At 44.1% G+C, this 21,429-nt stretch carries 19 protein-coding genes and 1 pseudogene; 3 read left to right on the forward strand and 17 right to left on the reverse strand.

Annotated elements, in window-relative coordinates:
• Window positions 1–1,042: 1,042 nt before the first annotated feature.
• Window positions 1,043–1,384 (forward strand): annotated as a pseudogene (locus tag JFC06_RS12440) (septal ring lytic transglycosylase RlpA family protein); the annotation flags it as partial.
• Window positions 1,385–1,540: 156 nt separating this feature from the next.
• Here JFC06_RS12440 and radA read toward each other — a convergent pair.
• From radA to JFC06_RS01695, 15 genes are all read right to left on the reverse strand, one after another.
• On the reverse strand, window positions 1,541–2,977 hold the full coding sequence (gene radA / locus JFC06_RS01625) for a DNA repair protein RadA (protein ID WP_198333720.1): 1,437 nt from the start codon (window positions 2,975–2,977) through the stop codon (window positions 1,541–1,543).
• 248 nt (window positions 2,978–3,225) lie between these two features.
• The gene (gene lptB, locus JFC06_RS01630) at window positions 3,226–3,936 is read right to left on the reverse strand and encodes an LPS export ABC transporter ATP-binding protein (RefSeq protein WP_455234885.1); all 711 of its coding nucleotides are present in this window, start codon (window positions 3,934–3,936) and stop codon (window positions 3,226–3,228) included.
• A 153-nt stretch (window positions 3,937–4,089) separates the two neighbouring features.
• Window positions 4,090–4,668 carry a lipopolysaccharide transport periplasmic protein LptA gene (gene lptA / locus JFC06_RS01635; RefSeq protein ID WP_406947935.1) on the reverse strand — a complete coding sequence of 193 codons (579 nt, stop codon included), beginning with the start codon at window positions 4,666–4,668 and terminating at the stop codon, window positions 4,090–4,092.
• Between the two features lie 103 nt (window positions 4,669–4,771).
• Window positions 4,772–5,356 (reverse strand): LPS export ABC transporter periplasmic protein LptC, encoded by a 585-nt coding sequence (gene lptC / locus JFC06_RS01640; protein ID WP_193006929.1) that lies wholly within the window; start codon window positions 5,354–5,356, stop codon window positions 4,772–4,774.
• Window positions 5,353–5,919, reverse strand: a complete 567-nt coding sequence (locus JFC06_RS01645; protein ID WP_193006930.1) for a KdsC family phosphatase — start codon at window positions 5,917–5,919, stop codon at window positions 5,353–5,355. The genes lptC and JFC06_RS01645 overlap by 4 nt, the downstream gene beginning before the upstream one ends.
• A 44-nt stretch (window positions 5,920–5,963) precedes the next feature.
• Window positions 5,964–6,956 carry a KpsF/GutQ family sugar-phosphate isomerase gene (locus JFC06_RS01650; protein ID WP_193006931.1) on the reverse strand — a complete coding sequence of 331 codons (993 nt, stop codon included), beginning with the start codon at window positions 6,954–6,956 and terminating at the stop codon, window positions 5,964–5,966.
• A 257-nt stretch (window positions 6,957–7,213) separates the two neighbouring features.
• Window positions 7,214–7,744, reverse strand: coding sequence for an RNA chaperone Hfq (gene hfq / locus JFC06_RS01655; RefSeq protein WP_193006932.1), 531 nt, complete (start codon window positions 7,742–7,744; stop codon window positions 7,214–7,216).
• A gap of 404 nt (window positions 7,745–8,148) precedes the next feature.
• Window positions 8,149–9,327 carry a tRNA (adenosine(37)-N6)-dimethylallyltransferase MiaA gene (miaA, locus tag JFC06_RS01660; RefSeq protein WP_198333722.1) on the reverse strand — a complete coding sequence of 393 codons (1,179 nt, stop codon included), beginning with the start codon at window positions 9,325–9,327 and terminating at the stop codon, window positions 8,149–8,151.
• 70 nt (window positions 9,328–9,397) lie between these two features.
• Window positions 9,398–11,167 (reverse strand): DNA mismatch repair endonuclease MutL, encoded by a 1,770-nt coding sequence (gene mutL / locus JFC06_RS01665; RefSeq protein WP_198333723.1) that lies wholly within the window; start codon window positions 11,165–11,167, stop codon window positions 9,398–9,400.
• Between the two features lie 49 nt (window positions 11,168–11,216).
• Window positions 11,217–11,741, reverse strand: coding sequence for a tRNA (adenosine(37)-N6)-threonylcarbamoyltransferase complex ATPase subunit type 1 TsaE (gene tsaE / locus JFC06_RS01670; RefSeq protein ID WP_198333724.1), 525 nt, complete (start codon window positions 11,739–11,741; stop codon window positions 11,217–11,219).
• Complete coding sequence (locus JFC06_RS01675) at window positions 11,734–12,336, reverse strand: 6-pyruvoyl trahydropterin synthase family protein (RefSeq protein WP_198333725.1); 603 nt, start codon at window positions 12,334–12,336, stop codon at window positions 11,734–11,736. The genes tsaE and JFC06_RS01675 overlap by 8 nt, the downstream gene beginning before the upstream one ends.
• A 164-nt stretch (window positions 12,337–12,500) precedes the next feature.
• Window positions 12,501–12,833 (reverse strand): YnfA family protein, encoded by a 333-nt coding sequence (locus JFC06_RS01680; protein ID WP_198333726.1) that lies wholly within the window; start codon window positions 12,831–12,833, stop codon window positions 12,501–12,503.
• A 6-nt stretch (window positions 12,834–12,839) separates the two neighbouring features.
• A complete protein-coding gene (locus JFC06_RS01685) occupies window positions 12,840–13,652 on the reverse strand; it encodes a PhzF family phenazine biosynthesis protein (protein WP_198333727.1) in 813 nt (270 codons plus the stop codon).
• A 245-nt stretch (window positions 13,653–13,897) separates the two neighbouring features.
• Window positions 13,898–15,172, reverse strand: coding sequence for a saccharopine dehydrogenase family protein (locus JFC06_RS01690; RefSeq protein WP_198333728.1), 1,275 nt, complete (start codon window positions 15,170–15,172; stop codon window positions 13,898–13,900).
• A 275-nt stretch (window positions 15,173–15,447) separates the two neighbouring features.
• Entirely contained in the window at window positions 15,448–16,680 is a 1,233-nt protein-coding gene (locus JFC06_RS01695; RefSeq protein WP_198333729.1) for a carboxynorspermidine decarboxylase, read from the reverse strand.
• A gap of 90 nt (window positions 16,681–16,770) precedes the next feature.
• Here JFC06_RS01695 and JFC06_RS01700 point away from each other — a divergent pair, with 90 nt between their 5' ends.
• Window positions 16,771–17,436, forward strand: a complete 666-nt coding sequence (locus JFC06_RS01700; protein ID WP_198333730.1) for a DUF924 family protein — start codon at window positions 16,771–16,773, stop codon at window positions 17,434–17,436.
• A 121-nt stretch (window positions 17,437–17,557) separates the two neighbouring features.
• Here the strand turns inward: JFC06_RS01700 and JFC06_RS01705 are convergent, their stop codons facing one another.
• Together JFC06_RS01705 and lpxB are read right to left on the reverse strand one after the other, a co-directional pair.
• Entirely contained in the window at window positions 17,558–18,445 is an 888-nt protein-coding gene (locus JFC06_RS01705) for a ribonuclease HII (protein ID WP_198333731.1), read from the reverse strand.
• Window positions 18,446–18,519: 74 nt separating this feature from the next.
• Entirely contained in the window at window positions 18,520–19,827 is a 1,308-nt protein-coding gene (lpxB, locus tag JFC06_RS01710) for a lipid-A-disaccharide synthase (protein ID WP_198333732.1), read from the reverse strand.
• Window positions 19,828–20,322: 495 nt separating this feature from the next.
• Here lpxB and JFC06_RS01715 point away from each other — a divergent pair, with 495 nt between their 5' ends.
• Window positions 20,323–21,405, forward strand: a complete 1,083-nt coding sequence (locus JFC06_RS01715) for a 3-deoxy-7-phosphoheptulonate synthase (RefSeq protein WP_193006943.1) — start codon at window positions 20,323–20,325, stop codon at window positions 21,403–21,405.
• Window positions 21,406–21,429: the final 24 nt, after the last annotated feature.

A 21,429-nucleotide genomic window follows, 5' to 3' on the forward strand; every position in this document is an offset into this window, starting at 1 on the left:
CGTCACTAGCCAACGACAAAAATTTGGCTATTCAGGCTATTTTTATCCATATTAATATTTTGTTACTTTTAACGGATGCTAAATAATATGGGCCATTAACTGGCCCATTATTCGTCGTAAATGACAGATAAGTTATTATTATTTAACAAATTTATCTCGAGAAACTTCGGCAGCTAGTTTTTTAAAACCCCCTCATTATTAACCCGTACTGAAAAGTTTTAGTCCTTGTCTTTTACAAATAATTGCGTTAACCTCGTTTTATTGTAGTTATGATACATAACCCGTACATAGCTCCTAAGAAACTTTGCACTTAATTATATTGTGGTTGCAGCTTGGTCTTATAGTTAGCAGCTTGTCGGTTTTGAGCTTTCAAATAAACTACTTAAATAACGGTTTGATAACATAGAAACACTGAACACTCTCTAAAACCTTTATTAATTTAGCAATATCAGAAAGTTTGTAAACTTGACATGCAATGAGATGGGTACTCAATTTTCCATTGAAAATTAGGTGCTTTACTAAAATAGTTAACTATCATTTGAGCGTTTCATAAGTTCCTTCGGTCATATTACCGTTCTTACTTATGATAATGAAAAATTTCCATATATTAAAATCTATCAAAGCCTTGGTTTGACCTCAGTTATTACATGAAAAACAAATTGATGGTGAGGTTTTAGAAGCTGCGACGTGGTGAGATTATTTAAACCATGTGACAGTCAATCTGACAGTATCAGCGTTAGGTTTTAATGTATAAGTTATAGAGGTATCTATGAATAAGCGTTTATCTGGTTTACTTACTATGTCAGCAGTGTTGTTTGCTGGCTCTGCAGTCGCTACTAATGCAAACGCTGTAGAAGCAAAAACCTCTCTTGCGATGATTTCACAAGATAACGCCTCCCATATCGATCGTGTGCTTGGCGAGCTTAGCCGTCAGCATGATGGTGCATCAAGTTTAGTTAAATCAGCACGTCAACCTACTTCATTGGCGCTTAGCAGCCCACTGTTGGCCAGTGATACTGCGCAAGTAACAAATGATGAAGATGTGTTAGAGCGTCTGACAGCCGTCGCCTCTAACTCAGTCAGTAAGTTTAAGCAAACTGGCCTCGCCTCTTGGTATGGACGTAAGTTTCATGGTCGCAAAACAGCCAGCGGCGAAACTTTCGATATGAATGGGTTAACAGCGGCCCATCGCTCACTACCATTAAATTGCTATGTTAAGGTAACCAACAAAACAAATGGCAAAAGCGTTGTGGTAAAAGTGAATGATCGTGGTCCATTCCATGGTAACCGTGTGTTAGATTTGTCTTATGGTGCTGCTAAACGTCTTGGCATTACTAGTAAAGGGGTCGGTAACGTTGCCATCGAGCGTGTTTCAGGTCCATAGTTTTAAACCAGTCATGATTTAGTTTAGTCAGATCAAACAAAAAGCGCCTAACTATTTTGAATAGTTAGGCGCTTTTTTAAGATTTAACGTTTATTAGACCTGTAGGCTTAGACATTTTGACACAGCGAATCACAGTCTGAATGGAAGCCGTACACTTTATAATTCAAACGCGCTTTCAATCGCATCATCAAGACGTTCAACGGCAATCACATTAATCCCTTTAAATTGGGGCGAGTCCTTAGCAGGCGCATTGGCCTTTGGGATAATGGCGTGTTTGAATCCATGCTTCATGGCTTCCTTTAAGCGCTCCTGACCGTTGGGTACTGGGCGAATCTCACCTGACAACCCGACTTCACCGAATACAGCCAATGAAGACGGTAATGCCTTCTCTTTAATACTTGACGCACAGGCCAGTAATACGGCTAAATCTGACCCTGTCTCAATGACTTTAACACCGCCAACCACGTTGACGTATACATCCTGCCCACTGGTATGAATACCGCCATGACGATGCATCACTGCCAAGAGCATGGATAAGCGCTGAAAATCTAGGCCTAGGGCCATCCGTCTTGGTTGCCCTTGAGAATCATCAACTAACGCTTGTACCTCGACCAGTAACGGCCTGGTACCTTCACGGCTAACCATAACAACGGAGCCTGCAACAGGCTTATCATAACGGCTTAAAAATATAGCCGATGGATTAGCGACTTCTTTGAGCCCCATATCAGTCATGCCAAAGATACCTAGCTCGTTAACTGCCCCAAACCGGTTCTTGACCGCGCGAATCATCCGAAAACGAGAGTCTGATTGACCTTCAAAGTACAGTACTGTATCGACCATATGTTCAAGCACGCGAGGACCTGCTAACGTGCCTTCTTTAGTGACATGACCCACTAAAAACAGCGCTGTGCCTGTTTGCTTTGCATAGCGGGTCAAAATCGCAGCCGACTCTCGAATTTGACTGACACCGCCTGGCGCCGAATTAATCGCATCCGTATAAATAGTCTGAATAGAGTCAATAATAGCAATGGCGGGCTGCTCTTGAGTCAGCGCGGCACAAATAGTCTCGACATTGGTTTCTGCCAGCACTCGAAGCCTATCAGCAGGCAAATCTAAGCGCTTAGCACGCATGGCAACTTGTGCAAGTGACTCTTCACCCGTCACATACAACGCGCTACCTGCCAATGAATCAGCACGTGCCATATTGGTCGCTGTCTGCAACAAGATGGTCGACTTACCAATACCAGGATCACCCCCTATTAGCACCACGGAACCCGCAACCAATCCACCACCAAGTACCCGATCAAATTCACTGATACCCGTTGGCAAGCGTGTGTCGAGCGTTACACTGACCGCATTGAGCGGCATGACGGCACTGTGCGTACCAGAATAGTTACCAGCAGGAGTACTAGCACTACGAGTGGTCGCACGACTGGCATTAGGTTTGGCTGTACTTTTATTATGATGCGGCATACTGACATTTGGCGCTTCCACTAAGCTGTTCCATTCTCCGCAGTCTGTACACTGCCCCGCCCATTTACCAAAATGAGCCCCGCAATGTTGGCAGACATAGCTGCTTTTATTTTTTGCCATAACATATCAGCCTTATTCAGATGATCAATCAAGAATAATGAGTAGAGTATCGTGATGTTTTGATGGATGTTAATTTGAAAGTGTTTGTATGATAAACCAGCCTTCAGGGTGACAGGCTGTTTATAGAAAGGGAAGCATGGAACATAAGAAAAACGATGGTAGCTAACATTAACGTGCAGGCTTAATTTAAAACCTCATGTCAGCTATCAGCATACATATAAGCGTGAGAACGGTTTTGATGGGCAGGCTTATACTTGAAAATCTTTACCTAAATAGACAGACTTCACCAGATCATTCTCTAAGACTTCAGATGAAGTTCCCTCAGCAATAATGGCGCCTTCTGAGACAATATAAGCTTTCTCACAAATAGCCAATGTATCACGAACATTATGATCCGTAATCAGCACACCAATACCACGATTTTTAAGGGTCAAAATAACATCTTTGATATCGCCAACAGAGATAGGATCAACACCCGCAAAAGGCTCGTCTAACAAGATAAACTTGGGGTCAGCTGCCAAGGCACGAGCAATCTCACAACGACGACGCTCACCACCTGACACACTCATACCCTGAGATTTTCTGACATGCTCTAAATGGAACTCACCAATTAATTTTTCAAGCTCTTGCCGCTGTTCGCGCTTACTCAATTCTTGACGAGTCTCCAAAATAGCCAAAATATTGTCTTCGATAGATAACTTACGAAAAATAGAGGCTTCTTGCGGCAAATAACCAATACCGGCACGAGCACGCTCATGCATCGCATATTTTGACAAGTCCATCTTCCCTAAGGTCACACGTCCCTTATCCATATTAACCAACCCAACCACCATATAAAAGCTGGTCGTTTTACCGGCACCATTTGGCCCTAACAGCCCAACAACTTGACCTTGCTCAACAGAGAAAGAAACATCCTTAACTACCCAGCGTTTACCATAGCGTTTGCCTAGATTTTGCATCGATAATCGGACGGCAGGCACCGTATTGTTACTGGTTGCTAAGGAGTCTATATTTTTATTATCACTCATAACTTACTCATACTATTGCAAAATTCAAGCACCGACACATTCATACGGTCTTATTTGTCTATAAATCACTAACCACCTAGGTTTTTAACGTATGCTCTTTTGGCTACTACTATTACTGGGTGGAAAGACCAACTCTACACGCTGATTACCACCAGCAGTCGCTTCGACATCACCGGCTTTTAGACTGTAACGAATAACGTTACCCGCAAAACTTGCGCCATTTTGCACCAACTTAGCATTCCCGGTCAGAGTCACGATGCCAGTCACTGCATTATAGTCAATTTTATTTGCCTGACCTTTTGCTAAACCTTTTTCTTGAGTGACGACTTGCTGCATAGTAGCTGGGCGTCCCGTCGCGACGGCCGAATTAATACTACGCTGCGGCGACAAATTGACCGTGATATTATCCGCGGTCATCTTAAACGTACCTTGAGTAATAATGACGTTGCCTGAGTAACTGGTAATACCTGTACGCTCACTATAAGTGGCTTTATCCGCCAACAGCTTAATCTCTTGATTGGCATCTGACGGTAGAGCATGGCTATACAATGGCAACGCTAACAACATAACCATCGGCAGCGCGTGCAATCGAGGTAAGCGACACGACGTTAGATTTGAGCGTGTCAATGATGGGCACAAAGTAAGCAAAAATTTAGATTTCATAAAAGTTACTCGTTTTATAATAGGTAGTAGGGCTTGCACACGTCATACTAACGGTTGTTTTTAGCACGCTTTTTAAGTACAGACTTGGTAAGAATACTTAGGCTCAGAACAATGCTTTATCTTGACGGTCAGCTGGGGTGAAGGCAACCGCCACTTGACCAAACTCATACTCCCCTGTTTCAAGGTTGGCGGTCATACTAGAAGCTTCAAACCGATTCATCCCTTGTTCAATCTTCACAGGCTCTTCACTATATACCTGCCCTGATTTGGTATTGCCTTTTAGAGTACTTCCAGTCACTTTTATTGGCTCAATATCTGGCGTGTTTTTACTGCCTTCACTGACCAGTGAAAAACCACCTGACAAGCTAAGCTCACCCGTCTGCTGACTAATAGCCGCACTACCCGCTTCAATACGATAGCGCTGCTCTGCTGATGGCTCCCAATTCATGGTGATCCCTGACATCTCATCCAAATTGGTCTCTGGGTTGTGTGTCAACGATTCAGCGGTCAGCTCATATTCAGTCTCACCTTTCTCGTTAGTCTGTACCGCACTGATATCTGTGGCTTCATAGTCCACATCCGTCGTCTCCATGCTTACTGGTGGTGATATTTTTCCTTGCTGCTGAAAGAACCAGCCGGCAATACCAGCAATAATTAAAGCAAGGACTATTAACACACGAGTATTCACGACAAGTTATCCTGAGTTTTTGCTTCATCAAGCGTATGGTGCGCGATAAAGTCTTGATAGTGGCCACGACCCTTTAGAATCAGATCACATATTTCACGTACGGCTCCAGTACCCCCTGTACGGGTAGTCACCATGTCACTGCGCTTGATCACTTCGGCGTGCGCATTGGGCACTGTCGCAGCAAATCCTACGGTTTGCATCGCTTTAATATCTGGCAGATCGTCACCCATATACGCACAATCAGCTGCCGTAATACTAAGCGCAGGATCAAGGCTAGATAATAGCTCATTTAAAGCAATAAGCTTATCATCACGACCTTGTACCACATAATCGACACCCATTTCTGCGGCGCGCTTATCCACCATCGCACTACGACGACCTGTAATAATCGCTGTCAAGATACCGTAACGCGCCAAAGATTTCACCCCAACGCCATCATGAACAGAAAATGCTTTGGTCTCGATACCATTGCCGTCATAAATAATCTGACCATTCGATAAAATACCATCAACATCCATGACCAATAGCTTTACTCGTCCCGCTTTTTTTATTAAGTCTTGCATCAGTTATCTCTTATTATATTAAAGGCTATTTTTTAAAATAGTAGTTACTTCACACCAGCTTTTAGCAAATCATGTACGGTAATGATCGCCTCTAATCGACCCTCGTCATCAATAATCAACAACTGACTGATCCCACTTTCATTCATCACACTAAGGGCATCTGAGGCGCGCATGGTCTTACTAACATGGCGCGGATTTCTCACCATGACTTCACGCATCGGTGTTTGCAGGTCGATACCTTTTTCCAAACCACGACGTAAGTCACCATCTGTAAATACTCCGACGACTTTCTCATTGTCATCGGTCACCACGGTCATACCCAAACGTCCAGCAGACATAGTAAAGAGTGCTTCTTGCAAGGGCGCTTGCTGATGAATCAGAGGTAAGTCTTCAGATTTCGTATGCATCAAATCCTCAACTCGTGTCAGTAGCTGTCGGCCTAATGCACCTGCCGGATGCGACAAGGCAAAATCCTCTGACGTAAAGTTTCGTGCGTGCACCAAGGCCACAGCTAATGCATCTCCAAGTGCTAAAGTCGCTGTCGTACTCGACGTTGGCGCAAGGTTCAGCGGACAAGCCTCTTGTGATTTACCAAGGGTTAATACAATGTCAGCCGCGTGTGGTAGCATACCTCGCTTATCACGGCTAATACTAATCAGCGGAATATCTAAACGTTTAACAACAGGCAATAGCATTTTTATCTCATCTGACTCACCAGAGTTAGAGATGGCAAGCAAAACATCGCCCTTTACCAACATACCCAAATCACCATGTCCTGCTTCGCCAGGATGCATAAAAAAAGCTGGCGTGCCGGTAGAAGCAAACGTCGCGGCTATTTTTCGCCCAATCAAGCCTGACTTACCCATACCAGTGACTACGACGCGTCCCTGACAAGCCAAAATCACATCGCAAGCTTGCGCAAACCTATCGTCTATCTGCTCGGTCAATAACGATAACGCCGCTATCTCAGTATTAATCGCTTCGATGGCGGTACTTATGAACTGCTCATGGGTTACATTGATTTGGGTATTACTCATGAATTCGCTCTGTTTTTATAATGAATCAAGAAAACATTTTACTATACTCTGTCTCATATTAATAATAATCTGCATACGCGATACAGCAGATGACCAATGACTAAGATTAGATCATTATTATATGTAAAGGTTACTTGATATAAATTTCACTTGCTGAACGGTTGCAGCCATTTAGACAAAAAAAACCTACTCTAGAGCAGGTCTTGATCGAATCAGTTATGTCTCAACGATGCAACGCACCTCTATTACGCGGGCAATTATCTGTCATTGTTATCATTAGAGCCGTCACTTGATTTGTCTTCAAAGCGAGTGCTCTCTACTGGCGACTCAAACCCACGATCTTGACCAAAGCCGCCACGCTCAAAGCCACGTTCCTGACTTTGTCCGAAGCTACCACGCTCAAAACCACGCTCTTGACCTTGACCAAAGCCGCCACGATTAAAGCCACTACGATTAGAGGCAAAACCACGATCTTCAAAACCGCCCGTACCAGCTGGATTGCTACCACGCTCAAAACCACTACCCTGATAGCCTGCTGGGGCGGCGCTCTGAGTTTGGGTGCCAGTTCCTGTGGTCGTACTACGGGGGTTGCGCGCTGGGACAACAGTAGAAATGGCATGTTTGTACACCATTTGGCTGACTGTGTTTTTAAGTAAGACTACATACTGATCAAATGACTCAATCTGACCTTGCAGCTTGATACCATTAACCAAAAAAATAGAAACAGGAATGCGATCTTTGCGCAGCGAGTTCAAGAACGGATCTTGTAAAGTTTGTCCTTTTGACATGAAATCTCTCCTAAATATTATATAATTATATTTTAAGCGCCAATTATTTTAAGTGGTCATTTAATTATACTGGCTAAAGATAGATACAATAATAAGTGTTCTTTTTAAAACGTATCTAAATACATACTTATTGTTCTTAAGGCAGTCCACTTTATCGTGAATACGTTATTATTGTAAATGATTAAGTAACTACTTGTTTCATTAGCTATTTTTATCAACAAACATCAATTAATAATGACTGGAAAATAGCTGGCCTGACATCAGACCAACTACTTTGATAGATTTGAATTATAGCAGTTATCTACATTATACTTTGAAACTAATTGTCATTAATTCCTTATGGGTTTATAAAGCATTTTTTACATCACAATCTTTATATACTCGGCTTTAACGGTCACTGACTTTTATTGTAGATGCGCTCTTGCCTGCTCCATCGTACTAACTTCTTGTATCGACAAAGCTCTGTTTATAGCGTGACCATCATTACTGGATAAATCAGATAGCTTTGTGACTTCTACTGCAGCATTAGGCAGTTGGATTATTTTTCGTAACCAAGTGTACTGGCGCTTTGCCAGCTGCCTTGTAGCATATAATGCCTTATTTTGCATTTGCTGACAAGCAAGGGCCTCGGTTTGACTGTCAGACATCATTGACTGAGCTTGTAGATCAAACATACTGTTTAGTTTTATTTTTTTATTTATTGACCCTTCAAGCTCCCCAAACGCGTTATAAAATTTAGCTTTATCTAGATGGGGTTGTTCAAATATGGGGTGTTTAATGTGTACTAGATACTCTAATACTTGCCGATAGCCAACGCAGCGCATAGAAGGTAAGTTAGGCGTTAACGGATATTGTTCAAGTAGACGTATGACCTCCGCCACCAACCCTTCAGACCACATGATATCTAAACGCTGCTCAATACGCTCATGCAGCCATGGACGATCAGGCATCACCGCTAAGGCATGCCACTGCTGATTGGGATTGTGTGCTAACGCGCGTTTTGGTTGACGCTGCCAGTCACTTATGGGGGTTCTTGTTTGCAAATAGACTTCAACCGCACGAGTAATACGCTGGGTATCGGTTGCATTTAGGCGCTGATGGCTGATCGCATCCACGTCACCAAGGTAATCATAAAGCGCACCGATACCCTCATTTTGTCGCCACTGCTCTACGTGTGCACGGGTGCTGTCATCACTATCAGGCACAGGCGACAGCCCATCAAGTAGCGCCATGTAATACATCATAGTACCGCCCACAAGCAAGGGAGTCTTGCCATTGTGGTGGCAGTCATCAATAAGGCGCGCAACATCACTGACGAACTCAGCAACACTATAGCTTTGCATGGGGTCAACGATATCGACTAAATGATGGGGATAACGCTCAAGCTCAGCGGCTGTCGGTTTGGCCGTACCGATATTCATATCACGATATATCAGCGCCGAATCTACGGATATTAGCTCATAACGCCCTGTATCATATAATTCATAAGCCAAAGCTGTTTTACCACTGGCGGTGGGTGCCATCAAACACACCACACTGTTATCCGCCACATGATGAGATAAGCTATCAGACGAGTGTCTCATGGGATTGCCTTTCATATTATTTATATTGTGGAGTAAATAGAAACTGATCTAGAGACGCGCTTAAGGGCATTTAGTGCGTCGCTGACAGCATGAGCGCTACCAATCGATTGCTGTCTATGGTTTTAATGGCATGCTTAAACAACAGCTCTTTAATGTCTGTGTTAAACACCCTCAAATCCTCTCCTGACATTTGCGCGCTTACGATGGCAAGCTGCTGATTAATCTCTCTAGCACCATTCACACTATTGGACATTTTATCTTTTTTAAATGTCTCGTTACTCACTATCCTGTTACTAAACACACGGGATTCAAACAACCCACTAACCTTCAAGCGCCAAACGTCTGCACTAATGAGTAAGCACTGTCCTTCACTATAAAACAATAGCCATGGGCGCGTCTTTTCACCCTCATTGCCCTCCCCCATAAGAGACTCAGACACTGACTCATCTAAGCTAGCAATGATATCTAAACAGTAGGGTACGCCTATTGTTTCTATCAATGAATCGTTCAAATCAGTTGGCGTGGCACGCGCGGTCGTCATCTTTTGATATGAAGGCGCCTCAAAATCGGCTACTACTTCACCCTCAGATAACTGCGTAGTGGCTGACAGCTGATAGCGACGTTTAGGTGACTGTACTTGACCGCTTTGGACGAAACTGTGGATAGTAGAAGTCTTGGGCAAGGTTGTATCAAGTAAGTTACTGGTAGACACACAACGGTTGGGTAATGTTGTCTCTGTCTGAACTGCCCTTTCTGTCGCACTGAACGCTTTCAACTTTGAACGAAGTGCATGGTTTAAATGTGCCATGACATTATTGAGCGGACTTATTTTAATGCGTTGTTTGGATGGGTGCACATTGATGTTAAGCCAATGAGTGGGCATATCAAAATAGAGCGCATAACCCATGCCTGTGAGCTGCGCGCCTTGAGCCAATTGGCGGAGCTGATTGCTGATTAACGCTTCTTTCACCAGCCGACCATTTACATAGATCAACTTTGGTAGGCTCTCTTTTTGGTCACGCATAGGCCATAACCAACCACTAATACCTGCGTGGTGATTAGCGCTTTTATTGTTGTCATACTCTGATGATGGCTGGGTTAAACTAGATAAGTCAACCGCTACTTCAATCGCATTCTTTGTCAAAGCGCTACCTATCGCCTGCTCAAGGCGCGCTAAAGACAGACGGTTATTATGTTCGTTATGGGTGGTACTAGCAGATAGTGACAGCCTTTTTTTATGATCATGAAAGAGCATAAGGGTGATGTCTGCTCGTGCTAATGCTACCTCACGAACAATCGTTTCAATGTGGCCAAATTCGGTGGCAATAGACTTCAAGTTGCCTCGGCGTGCAGGCACATTAAAATACAAATCTCTTACCGTAATCGTCGTGCCACGATTGTGCACCACGGGTAACAGTGTGGGCGTATCGTCCAACACGCCCGCAACCTGTAATTGGCGGCCAATCCCACTGTTATCGTGGCTACTAGTCAGCGTCAGACGAGAAACAGCAGCCGTTGCTGCCAATGCCTCGCCGCGGAAACCCAACGTCATAATGCCATGCAGATTGGCCACATCAGCGACTTTGCTGGTGGCATGACGGGTAATCGCCATCACTATATCATCGGGGTGGATACCAACCCCATTGTCCACCACCTCAATCATGCCCATACCACCTTGAGTAATATGAACCTCAATATTAGTAGCACCCGCATCGATAGCGTTTTCAAGTAACTCTTTGACCACCGCAGCTGGACGCGTAACGACCTCACCAGCGGCTAATTGATTGATGAGCAGCGGCGATAGTTTTTTTATGCGTGTATCAGAGTAGTTAGTGGGCATCTATAAATATCATGTGTTTCGGTATATTGCGCCTTATTTTTGATAAAAACTAAATATGGAGCGCTGACAGATCTAGCCCTTGCGCTTGCCCTACTTTCGATAGTCGCAGTGTAATTTGACGGGCTTCTTTACCATTCTCGTCATCACCTTGAGTCATATCAATAAACAAAATCGGCGGTGGTAGATAACTGACTGCACGACTTGGCCATTCAATGATGACCAGTGCATTTGGCTCATCCAGATACTCATCAAACCCTATAAAAGACAGCTCTTCTGGATCTTGCAGGCGATATAAATCAGCATGATAGACGGGCTTGGTTGTACCATCCTCTTGCAGAATACTATAAGGCTCAACCAACGTATAAGTTGGACTTTTTACCGCATCTTTATGTCCCAGCGCCTGTAACCAATAGCGCGTCAGGGTGGTCTTACCTGCACCCAAATCTCCTGCCAGCCAGACACTACCGCTCAAGGACAAAGCGGCCAACTGGCTAGCCAAGGCTTTCGTATCGTCTTCAGAATGCAGTGTCAGTGTTTGCAAGCTGCTTTCGTCTTTTAAACTGTTGTTAGGCATCTGGCTGCACCTGCATGGTCACTGATGGGTTCACAAAACGCTCACCGCGAATCAACTTGGCATATAGCTCAGGATCATGCCACTCCGCACAAACTTGCTCGCTAAATGCAAATTCCTCTAAAGTCAGTTTGCCCATTTGCTCATTGGCAACATCATCAGCAAAGCACTGGGCATAACCCGTTGCGGTTTCGTGTGCAATTACCGAATAAACGCTAACGTCTGTCTCACCGTTTTGCATTTGGGTTTGTTTTAGAATTTCTTGTGCCCAAAAGAATATCACTCGTGAAAACTGCTCTGCTGATGGTGACACGGGTAAGCTTATCCAGCGTGCACTGAATTTTTTGCAAGCTGCAATATATTCAGGATCGTCTTTGTTCCAAAAACAAATCGCATGATCAAAGCTATCAATAATGTCTTTAATCGAAGATTTTAACAGACCAAAATCATAGACCATCTGCCCATGATCTAAGCGGGTGGCTTCTAGAATCAGCTCAATCTGATAGCTGTGACCATGGATAGAGTGTTTGCAGCGCTCAGAGCTACAGTTACGAACGATGTGAGCATTTTCAAACTTAAACAGTTTACGGATACGCATAATAATCAATCAACCAGAACAGTAAGCATCTTTGTGCTAAATAAGAGTTGGCCGCCTCTACTCATCGGCTTGTTGTTTATTATAGCAAATCGCCGTGTATCCGTAAGTAAGCACTTATGAATACGCGTATTGATTGAACGAATCAACCAGACTTATCTTTTAAACTAGGTACTGCGCGGCGCGAACATAATAATCGCCATGCCAAGCAGTGCCACCGCAGAGCCTAATATGTCCCAGGTGGTTGGCCGAATACCATTTACCGTCCATAACCAAATAATTGCCATAACGACATACACCCCACCATAAGCGGCATACACTCTGCCTACCGCGGTTGGATGCAATGTCAGCAGCCAGACAAATGCCGCCAAACTAAGCGCGCCAGGTATCAGTAGCCATATAGACTTACCTTCTCGTAGCCATAGATAAGGCAGATAACAACCGACAATCTCTGCTAGTGCCGTCAGTGCAAAAAGCCCAACTGTCTTTAACTCAGACAAAGCCGATTACTCCTCAACTGTGATAAAACCCGTCAGATACTGTACGGCGTTGCCAGAAATAAACACTCTATCGCCTACAACCGCACAGTCTAGAACCCCGCCTCGACTTGAGGCTTGATACGCAACCAACTCATTTTTCTCCAAACGCTCGGCCCATAACGGTGCAAGTCCAGTATGTACCGACCCAGTTACGGGATCTTCACCGCCCCCATTCTCTGGCCAAAAATATCGCGATATAAAATCATACTTATGATAAGTATCCGATTCAGCTTGACAAGTCACTACCACATTTAATGGTAACAGCTTTTTTAGCTTCTCATTATCCCGGACGACGTTTAACACATCAGACTCAGCGTTATAAATGACAAAGTACGCTTGATTATTTCTGTAAATATCAACAGGCGCAACAGAAAGGCCAGATAATAGACTATCAGGAATGCTATCAACTTTTTCAGGCATCTTGTTTGGGAAATCCATTTGGATCTTTCCAGTCTCTGTTTGTACGATTGTCAAAACACCAACCGCTTTGGCCGAAAACTTGATAGACGCCGCCGTAGGGTTCTTCTTAAACAAAACAAAGGCTGATGCCAACGTCGCATGACCACAAAAAGCAATCTCGGTGGAGGGTGAAAACCAGCGAATGTGATAGATTCCTTTATCATCAGCAACGATAAAAGCAGTTTCAGACAGATTGTTTTCAAAAGCAATAGACTGCATTAAATCATCACTTAACCAATAATCTGTGATAATAACCGCAGCAGAGTTGCCTTTAAACACAGTGTCAGTAAAGGCATCGATGACATTAACTTCTAATTGCATTTGATAGTCTCGTTTTAATTGTTTGTAGTGTGATATGTGTTATTACTGGGAAACTGGTGACCTTATAGACAAAAAGTTTACGATAACAATAGTCTTCACTGGACTGATGATAGATAGTAGCAAAAACACAATCATGCCGCATTGAAAAATTATCATCCTAGTGAGGGATGATATTCGAATACTATCAGCCAAGAAAAAAGCCTATCCATAACAGATAGGCTTTTTTATACCTAAGACAATTTTACTTAAATATCAAACTCAAGTGCTCTATCACCTTCGCTGTCTTTGATACGCGTTGGCAAGCCAATCTTATTGAGCAGATTGATAAAGGGCTTGGCATCAAGCTCTTCGACGTTGACCATCTTACCCGCATCCCACTCGCCAGTCGCGACGAGCATGGCAGCGGCGACAGGTGGCACGCCTGCGGTATAAGAGATACCTTGGCTACCAACCTCATTATAAGCGTCTTTATGGTCGGAGACATTATAGATAAACACCTCGGTCTCAACGCCATTAATCTTGCCTTTAACCTTGTCACCAATGCAAGTCTTGCCAGTGTAGTTCGGTGCCAGCGAGCTTGGGTCTGGTAGTACTGCTTTGACGACTTTTAACGGAATCACTTCTTGGCCTTCAGCGGTCATCACAGGCTGCTCAGACAATAGCCCTAAGTTTTGTAGCACGGTAAAGACATTGATATAGTGCTCACCAAAGCCCATCCAAAAACGAATGTTTGGCACATCCAAATTAGCTGACAAAGAATGCACTTCATCATGACCACTTAGGTAGCTGTTTTGCACACCAACCACTGGCAAATCGTCAGTACGTTTGACTTCAAACATCTTATTAGACTGCCACTTGCTGTCCTGCCACGAGTAAACCGTACCGGTAAATTCACGGAAGTTAATCTCAGGATCAAAATTGGTGGCGAAATATTTCCCGTGACTGCCAGCATTAATATCGATGATGTCAATGTCGGTCACCGAGCCTGCATCCATCATGTCATAGCCAAGACGCGCATACGCATTGACCATACCAGGATCGAAGCCTGCGCCTAAGATAGCCGTGACATTATTGTCCGCACAGCGATCGCGACGTTGCCATTCATAATTACCATACCATGGCGGCGTCTCACAAATCTTGCGTGGATCTTCATGAATAGCGGTATCAATATACGCCGCGCCTGTCTCGATACAAGCTTCTAGTACTGTCATATTGATAAATGCCGAACCGACATTAATGACGATTTGAACACCTGTGTCTTGAATCAGATTTATTAGCGCTTCGGTGTCCATCGCATCAACTTGATGCGTGTGCAACACGGCAGGCTCTTTGAAGCTATTTTTCTCTTTCACACTTTGAGCGATGGCATCGCACTTGTCTTGCGTACGTGAGGCGATATGAATCTCGCCAAGCACATCATTATGCATCGCACACTTATGCGCGACTACTTGAGCGACACCGCCTGCTCCGATGATCAGTACGTCTTTTTTGTTGGGCTTAATTTGTTGGTTTGTGTTCAATGAACAATCCTCCTTTGTGTCCCTGTCGATACCATTGATTGCGGCTATGCAAAACAGAAACGAGTGAATGATATGCGTGAATTAAAAAGGAAGACCGAGGAAAACCCACGCACCCGTCGAGCAAATAACCCTCTCGTATTTGCTCGACGCGATTATAACAATTTTTATTCCCTTATCGGTAAAAAATAATGCAGAAAAAACACCTGTATTACATTCACCCTTCATTGATCCTAAACCTTTGTTTTTAATAGGTAAAAAACCGTGAAACCTGAATACTAAGACAAACTGGCTTTATAGTCTTGATAATTAAATTCGCGCTGAATATCAAGGCTGCCATCTAGGCGCCGAATCACAATTGCAGGCATGTTGACCCCATTAAACCAGTTTTTCTTAACCATGGTATAGCCTGCCGCATTGCCAAACGCGATTTTATCGCCTATTTGCAAGTTAGCGGGTAAAGTATATTCACCAAAGATATCCCCTGCCAAACAAGAGCGACCATAGATGATTGTATTGTCTGATACATCCGCTGTCTTATTCATATCGACAGGTGAGATACTCATCGCTTCGGCATTAATAGCAGCAATGGGGGCTGACTCGCGATAAATTAATAAATCAAGCATGTGCGCCTCAATAGAGGCATCAACGACAGCCAAGTTCTTGTCGTTGTGCATGGTGTCTAACACGGTCGTGACCAGTGAGCCCGCACCATGGATACTCGCCTCCCCCGGTTCAAGGTAGACTTGCACGCCATAGGTTTCGCTAAAATCTTTTAATCTTTTAGCAAGTTTCTCTAGCGGATAGTCAGGAGCGATAAAGTGAATACCGCCGCCCAAACTGACCCAATCAAGCTGCTGCAAAACATCACCAAATCTGTCTTCAATGTCGGCCAAGCTCTTGCTAAAAGCCTCAAAGCTGTCATTCTCGCAGTTGTTATGAATCATCACACCCGTAATATCGCCAAGCACCGCTTTAATCTTATCTTTGTTGTACTCACCCAGACGGCTAAAAGGACGGGCGGGATCAGCAATGATGAATGACGAATTGCTGGTTTTAGGGTTCAGTCGCAGACCTATTGGTATATTTTGCGCCGCAGCTTGATCTTTAAAAGCGTGCAATTGCGAGATTGAGTTAAAGATAATTTTATCGGCATAGCTCAGCACTTCAGGAATTTCATCTGCGCTATACGCCACACTATACGCATGCGTTTCTTTTTTATTTTGGCCACGCTCTTCGCCTTTATTATTGGTATTATTACCAAAGGTCTCATGACCCAAACGTACTTCATTTAATGAAGAGGAGGTCGTGCCATGCAAAAAGGGACTCATAACATCAAACACGCCCCACGTAGCAAAACATTTGAGCGCCAGCAGGGCTTTAGCGCCTGACAGCTCGCACAGGCGGGCGATAACCTGCATATTGGCGACTATTGCCGCCTCATCCAGTAGATAATAAGGCGTTGCCGGCAATGATAAATGGGTGGTGTTTACTGAGTTTTTTGGATTCATAATAGGTTACCTAATAGTCGCTGTCGGCGTCATGACAGACATAAATATTTGCGCTATAGTAGACTAAATCCATCATAATTAGAATATGTTATGTCATTATCAACTGATTATTCCACCGCCAGCAGTCAAGAAAATTTATCGCAAATTGATCCAAAAAATATTCCTTTAGACCATCTGAATCCTGATGCTCGGGCGGTCTTGGATTTTTGGTTTGATAAAGACAATGAACCATATTGGTTTGCCAAAAATGATCAATTTGATCAGCAGATACATGATAAATTTGGCACAATTTGGCAGGCCGCAAAACAGGGTGAGTGCGTGACTTGGCGAAATACAGAAGTCTCAAAAGACAGTAACAGCTCAATCACCGCTTTGGCTGGGCGCTTGGCAGAAATCATTGTCTTAGATCAGTTTTCACGTAACCTACATCGCGGTCAAGCGTGTGCCTTTGCGCAAGACAATATGGCAGTAGTATTGGCACAAGAAGCGGTCCAACAGCCGCATTTTGATACACTACCGATGGAGTGGCGCCAGTTTATCATCATGCCGTTTATGCACTCAGAATCACTGTGGATTCATGAGCGGTATCTGCCACTGTTTGAACAGCTACAAGACGCTGTAACGCTGGACTTTGAACACCGTCACAAAGATATTATCGAGCAGTTTGGACGTTATCCTCATCGTAATGACACGTTGGACCGCGAGTCAACTGACGAAGAAGAAGCCTTCTTACAGCAGCCAGACTCGTCGTTTTAGTCTTGTAACTACGAGGATAAGATTATTAAAAATTCCGTGCTATTGATAGCTGGTGTATCAGCTTTAAAAATTAAAGTAGCTACTTAGGCTATTGATAAAAAGAACCAACATCAATTTGACGTTAGTTTTCAAGCGCCTTTCTTACTGGCGCAAAACTGCGTCTGTGCGCAGTTAGTACGCCATACGTCCCAATGGCTTCCATGTGTGCCCGTGTCGGATAACCTTTGTGTTTGGCAATGCCATATTCTGGGTGCTCGGCATCAAGGGCATACATGGTTTTATCGCGACTGACTTTTGCCAAGATACTGGCCGCTGCAATACTGGTATGACGCGCGTCACCCTTCACCCAAGCTTGGCAATCAATAGCCGATTTTTTTATGCCTATTTCATCAAGCATTGCATAATCTAAATCAGGGCAACGATTGCCGTCATACAGTACCTGAATTTGAGCATGGTGTTTCATTTGAGACGCTGTATGACTGGTTTCAATCCTATCTGTAATAAGATGCGTGACGATTTCCTCCAATAACACTTCCGTACATAAACGCATGCCAAGCATCGTCGCTTGCAGTATATTGACCTGATCAATCACCGCAGCTGGTATCTCAGCGACGACACAGCCAATAGCGTGCTGCTTAACCAAGGGATAAAGAACATCTCGCTTTTTTTCACTCAACTGCTTAGAGTCCGTCAGTATAGATAATGGCGTATTTTTGAGGGGCTGCCTCTCAATCAGTCCTGACCATGCCGCAGGTAATATAGCAGCAGCCACATTGACACTACCTAATAGCGGTCCGCGCCCTGCTTCATCAACGCCAATCTGTAGCGGTGTTTGCTCCCCGCTCTCTGCTGCATTGACCAAATACTGAGCGCGCAGCTCAGAGATATTCAGTTGACCCGACAAGTGGATGGGCGCTGCCAGTTGGACATATTGGCCTTTGATGTCAACTTGCTCAATACTAACGGCGATTGGTGTCATACAATTTTCTATCAAGGGCGGATTACTCATAGCGTTGGGGTGTCTTTTTATTCATAGAACGGGTGTTTATTAGTAGAACGGAACAGATTATGCGCCATTGCACATTAGGCTTTATGACCACCTTGAATAAACCATTGCTCAATCACGCTATGAGCAGGGTCGTGGTTACTTTGCTGTTGTAATAGTTGCTTTGTGGCTACTAGGTCTTTTAATTGCTCAGCGTAGGCACGGGGCTGCATTAGGCGCATGACCGTACGGCAAATATTATCACCACTCGCCTGTTCTTGAATAAGTTCAGGAACGATCGCTGTGTCAGCTAAAATATTGGGCAATGCAACATAAGGCACTTTTACCAAGCGCTTCGCAATTTGATAGGTCATTTGGTTTAACTGATAAACCACCACCATCGGTCGCTCAAGTAACATCGCTTCTAACGTTGCCGTACCAGAGGCCAGCATAACAACATCAGAGGCCGCCATCGCCTGCTGACTAAAGGCTGGCTGACTATCATCATAGACCACAGCGATAGCGGCACGCAGCTGCTCTGAGCGCCGATCAATGACATCTTGGACGATATATTGATGGTTTTGATCGACGGTAGGAATGATAAAACACAGCTTTGGATCTAACAATATAAGCTTTTGGATACCATCCAGCATCAATGGCAAAATCGCTGTGATTTCGCCGCGCCGTGAGCCTGGCATCACACAAATCAGCTGGCTGACGTCATCAAACCGTTCAATAAAAAACTGCTGCAAGCCGTCATTGTGCCAGACCAGCTCGCTACGGCGCTGATTGATAGGCGTGTCTAACAAGGTTTGATCAATAGTACGAAGTAGCGGATGGCCGACACAGATCGCTGGATGGTTATGGCGCTCATAAACTGACAGCTCAAACGGGAACAAGCACAACACCAGATTGGTCGCCGCTTTAATATTATGAATACGTGACTCACGCCATGCCCAAATAGAGGGACTGACATACTGCACACAAAATATGCCTTGAGGCTTTAGCTTCTTAGACACTCGCAGATTAAAATCGGGCGCATCAATACCAATAAACCAATCAATATCAGCCGCATCAAACGCCGTTAATAGCTCACGGCGGGCTTTGAGCAAATCGGGCAGCTGCGCCATGACTTCCACCAAACCCATCACTGCCAGACGCGCTAACGGAAAAATACTTTGCAGTCCTTGCGCTTGCATCTTGGTGCCGCCCACACCCACCCAGACAATGTCATCACGTAGATTATTCATCTGCTGCATAAAGTCCGCGCCCAAACTGTCACCCGACACTTCACCAGCGACGATACCGATGACGAGCGGCGCATCTTTTGATTGGAGCAATTGAGGGTAAGTCGCTGTCTCGCCGGTTAAATCAGTATGTTCATCAAAGGTAGCAGAATCGGTCATGACAAGTTCTCAATATTCAAAATTACAATGGGTACAAAATTTATGTTACTTAGATTATAACGTTTATGTCGTCATCATACGTGACGATGGCAAAAATAGCTAAATCCACCTATAGATTTTTTAACCATTGACCTATGTAAGGTGGCTGATAGGTCATCGTATAGTCAGTTCAGAATAAAAGTGGTACATCCGTGAATGGTATTCTACTAGTATAAATCTTCCTCGCTAGCGGTTCGCAAGCATGACAGAGACTTCTAAAATTCATATCAGCAGAACGGTTACCTTTTTAAAGTTAATCCACTACCGTCAGCAAAATTTTCAGCCTAAAAACCGCAATCAGGCCGTTACGTTTATGCGTTAACGCTCTTAATTATAACTAAGTTTTGGTTTCGATATTCCAGTTAGCAGTCAATTAACTGCGCGACTGCCCTTGTCAACCAACACTTTTGTCCGCATAATGAATATTCCTATAAATCAGCTAGATGATATATAACCATGACAACATCAGTTACCCATAATGCAGATATTGACGACGTGAATATTGAAAAGTTCATTCCTTTGATCACTCCCGCTGAGCTAAAAACCGAGCTGCCTTTATCAGAAAAAGCGTATAACACGGTTCTAAAAGGTCGCAACACGATTCAGGACATCTTGGATGGTAAAGATAAGCGACTGTTTGTAGTCATTGGCCCTTGTTCTATTCATGATATCAAAGCCGCCCACGAATATGCCGATCGTTTGGCCGTATTAGCCAAAGAAATCGAAGACAGTGTCTTTGTCGTGATGCGCGTTTATTTTGAAAAGCCCCGTACGACTGTTGGCTGGAAGGGTATGATTAATGACCCTGATATGAATGACAGCTTTGATATCGAAAAAGGTCTGCGTACTGCTCGTAAGTTGTTGCTTGATTTAAATGAAAAAGGCTTGCCTTGTGCCACCGAAGCCTTGGACCCTAATACCCCGCAATACATGCAAGATTTGATTAGCTGGTCAGCAATTGGCGCCCGTACCACTGAGAGCCAAACGCATCGTGAAATGAGTTCGGGCTTATCGTGCCCAGTTGGCTTTAAAAATGGTACCGATGGCGGTATGACAGTAGCCGTCAATGCCATGCAAGCAGTCAAAGAAGGCCATAGTTTCCTAGGTCTGTCAGCAGATGGCAAGGTTTCTATCATCAAATCTAAAGGCAACCCTTACGCTCACGTGGTACTACGCGGCGGTAACGGCAAACCTAACTATGATGAAACAGCCGTTGCACAAGCTGAAAACGAGCTAGCTAAAGGCAAAACCAATAGTAAAATCATGATTGACTCGAGCCATGCCAACTCAGGTAAAGATCCTTATCTGCAACCTATGGTCATCAATAATGTCGCAGAACAAATCCAAAACGGTAATAAATCCATTATCGGCATGATGATTGAAAGTCATCTAAAAGGTGGCAATCAAAAGCTAACGGCTGATTTAAGCCAGCTTGAGTATGGTAAATCCATCACCGATGGTTGCTTAGATTGGGACAGTACTGTCACGGCGCTACACAAACTACGTGATATGGTCAAAGACGTATTGCCAAATCGTTAAGCTAGATTGGCTATAAATTAGCGC

Source organism: Psychrobacter namhaensis, from assembly GCF_016107545.1.
In the GTDB taxonomy this organism is placed as follows: Bacteria; Pseudomonadota; Gammaproteobacteria; order Pseudomonadales; family Moraxellaceae; genus Psychrobacter; species Psychrobacter namhaensis.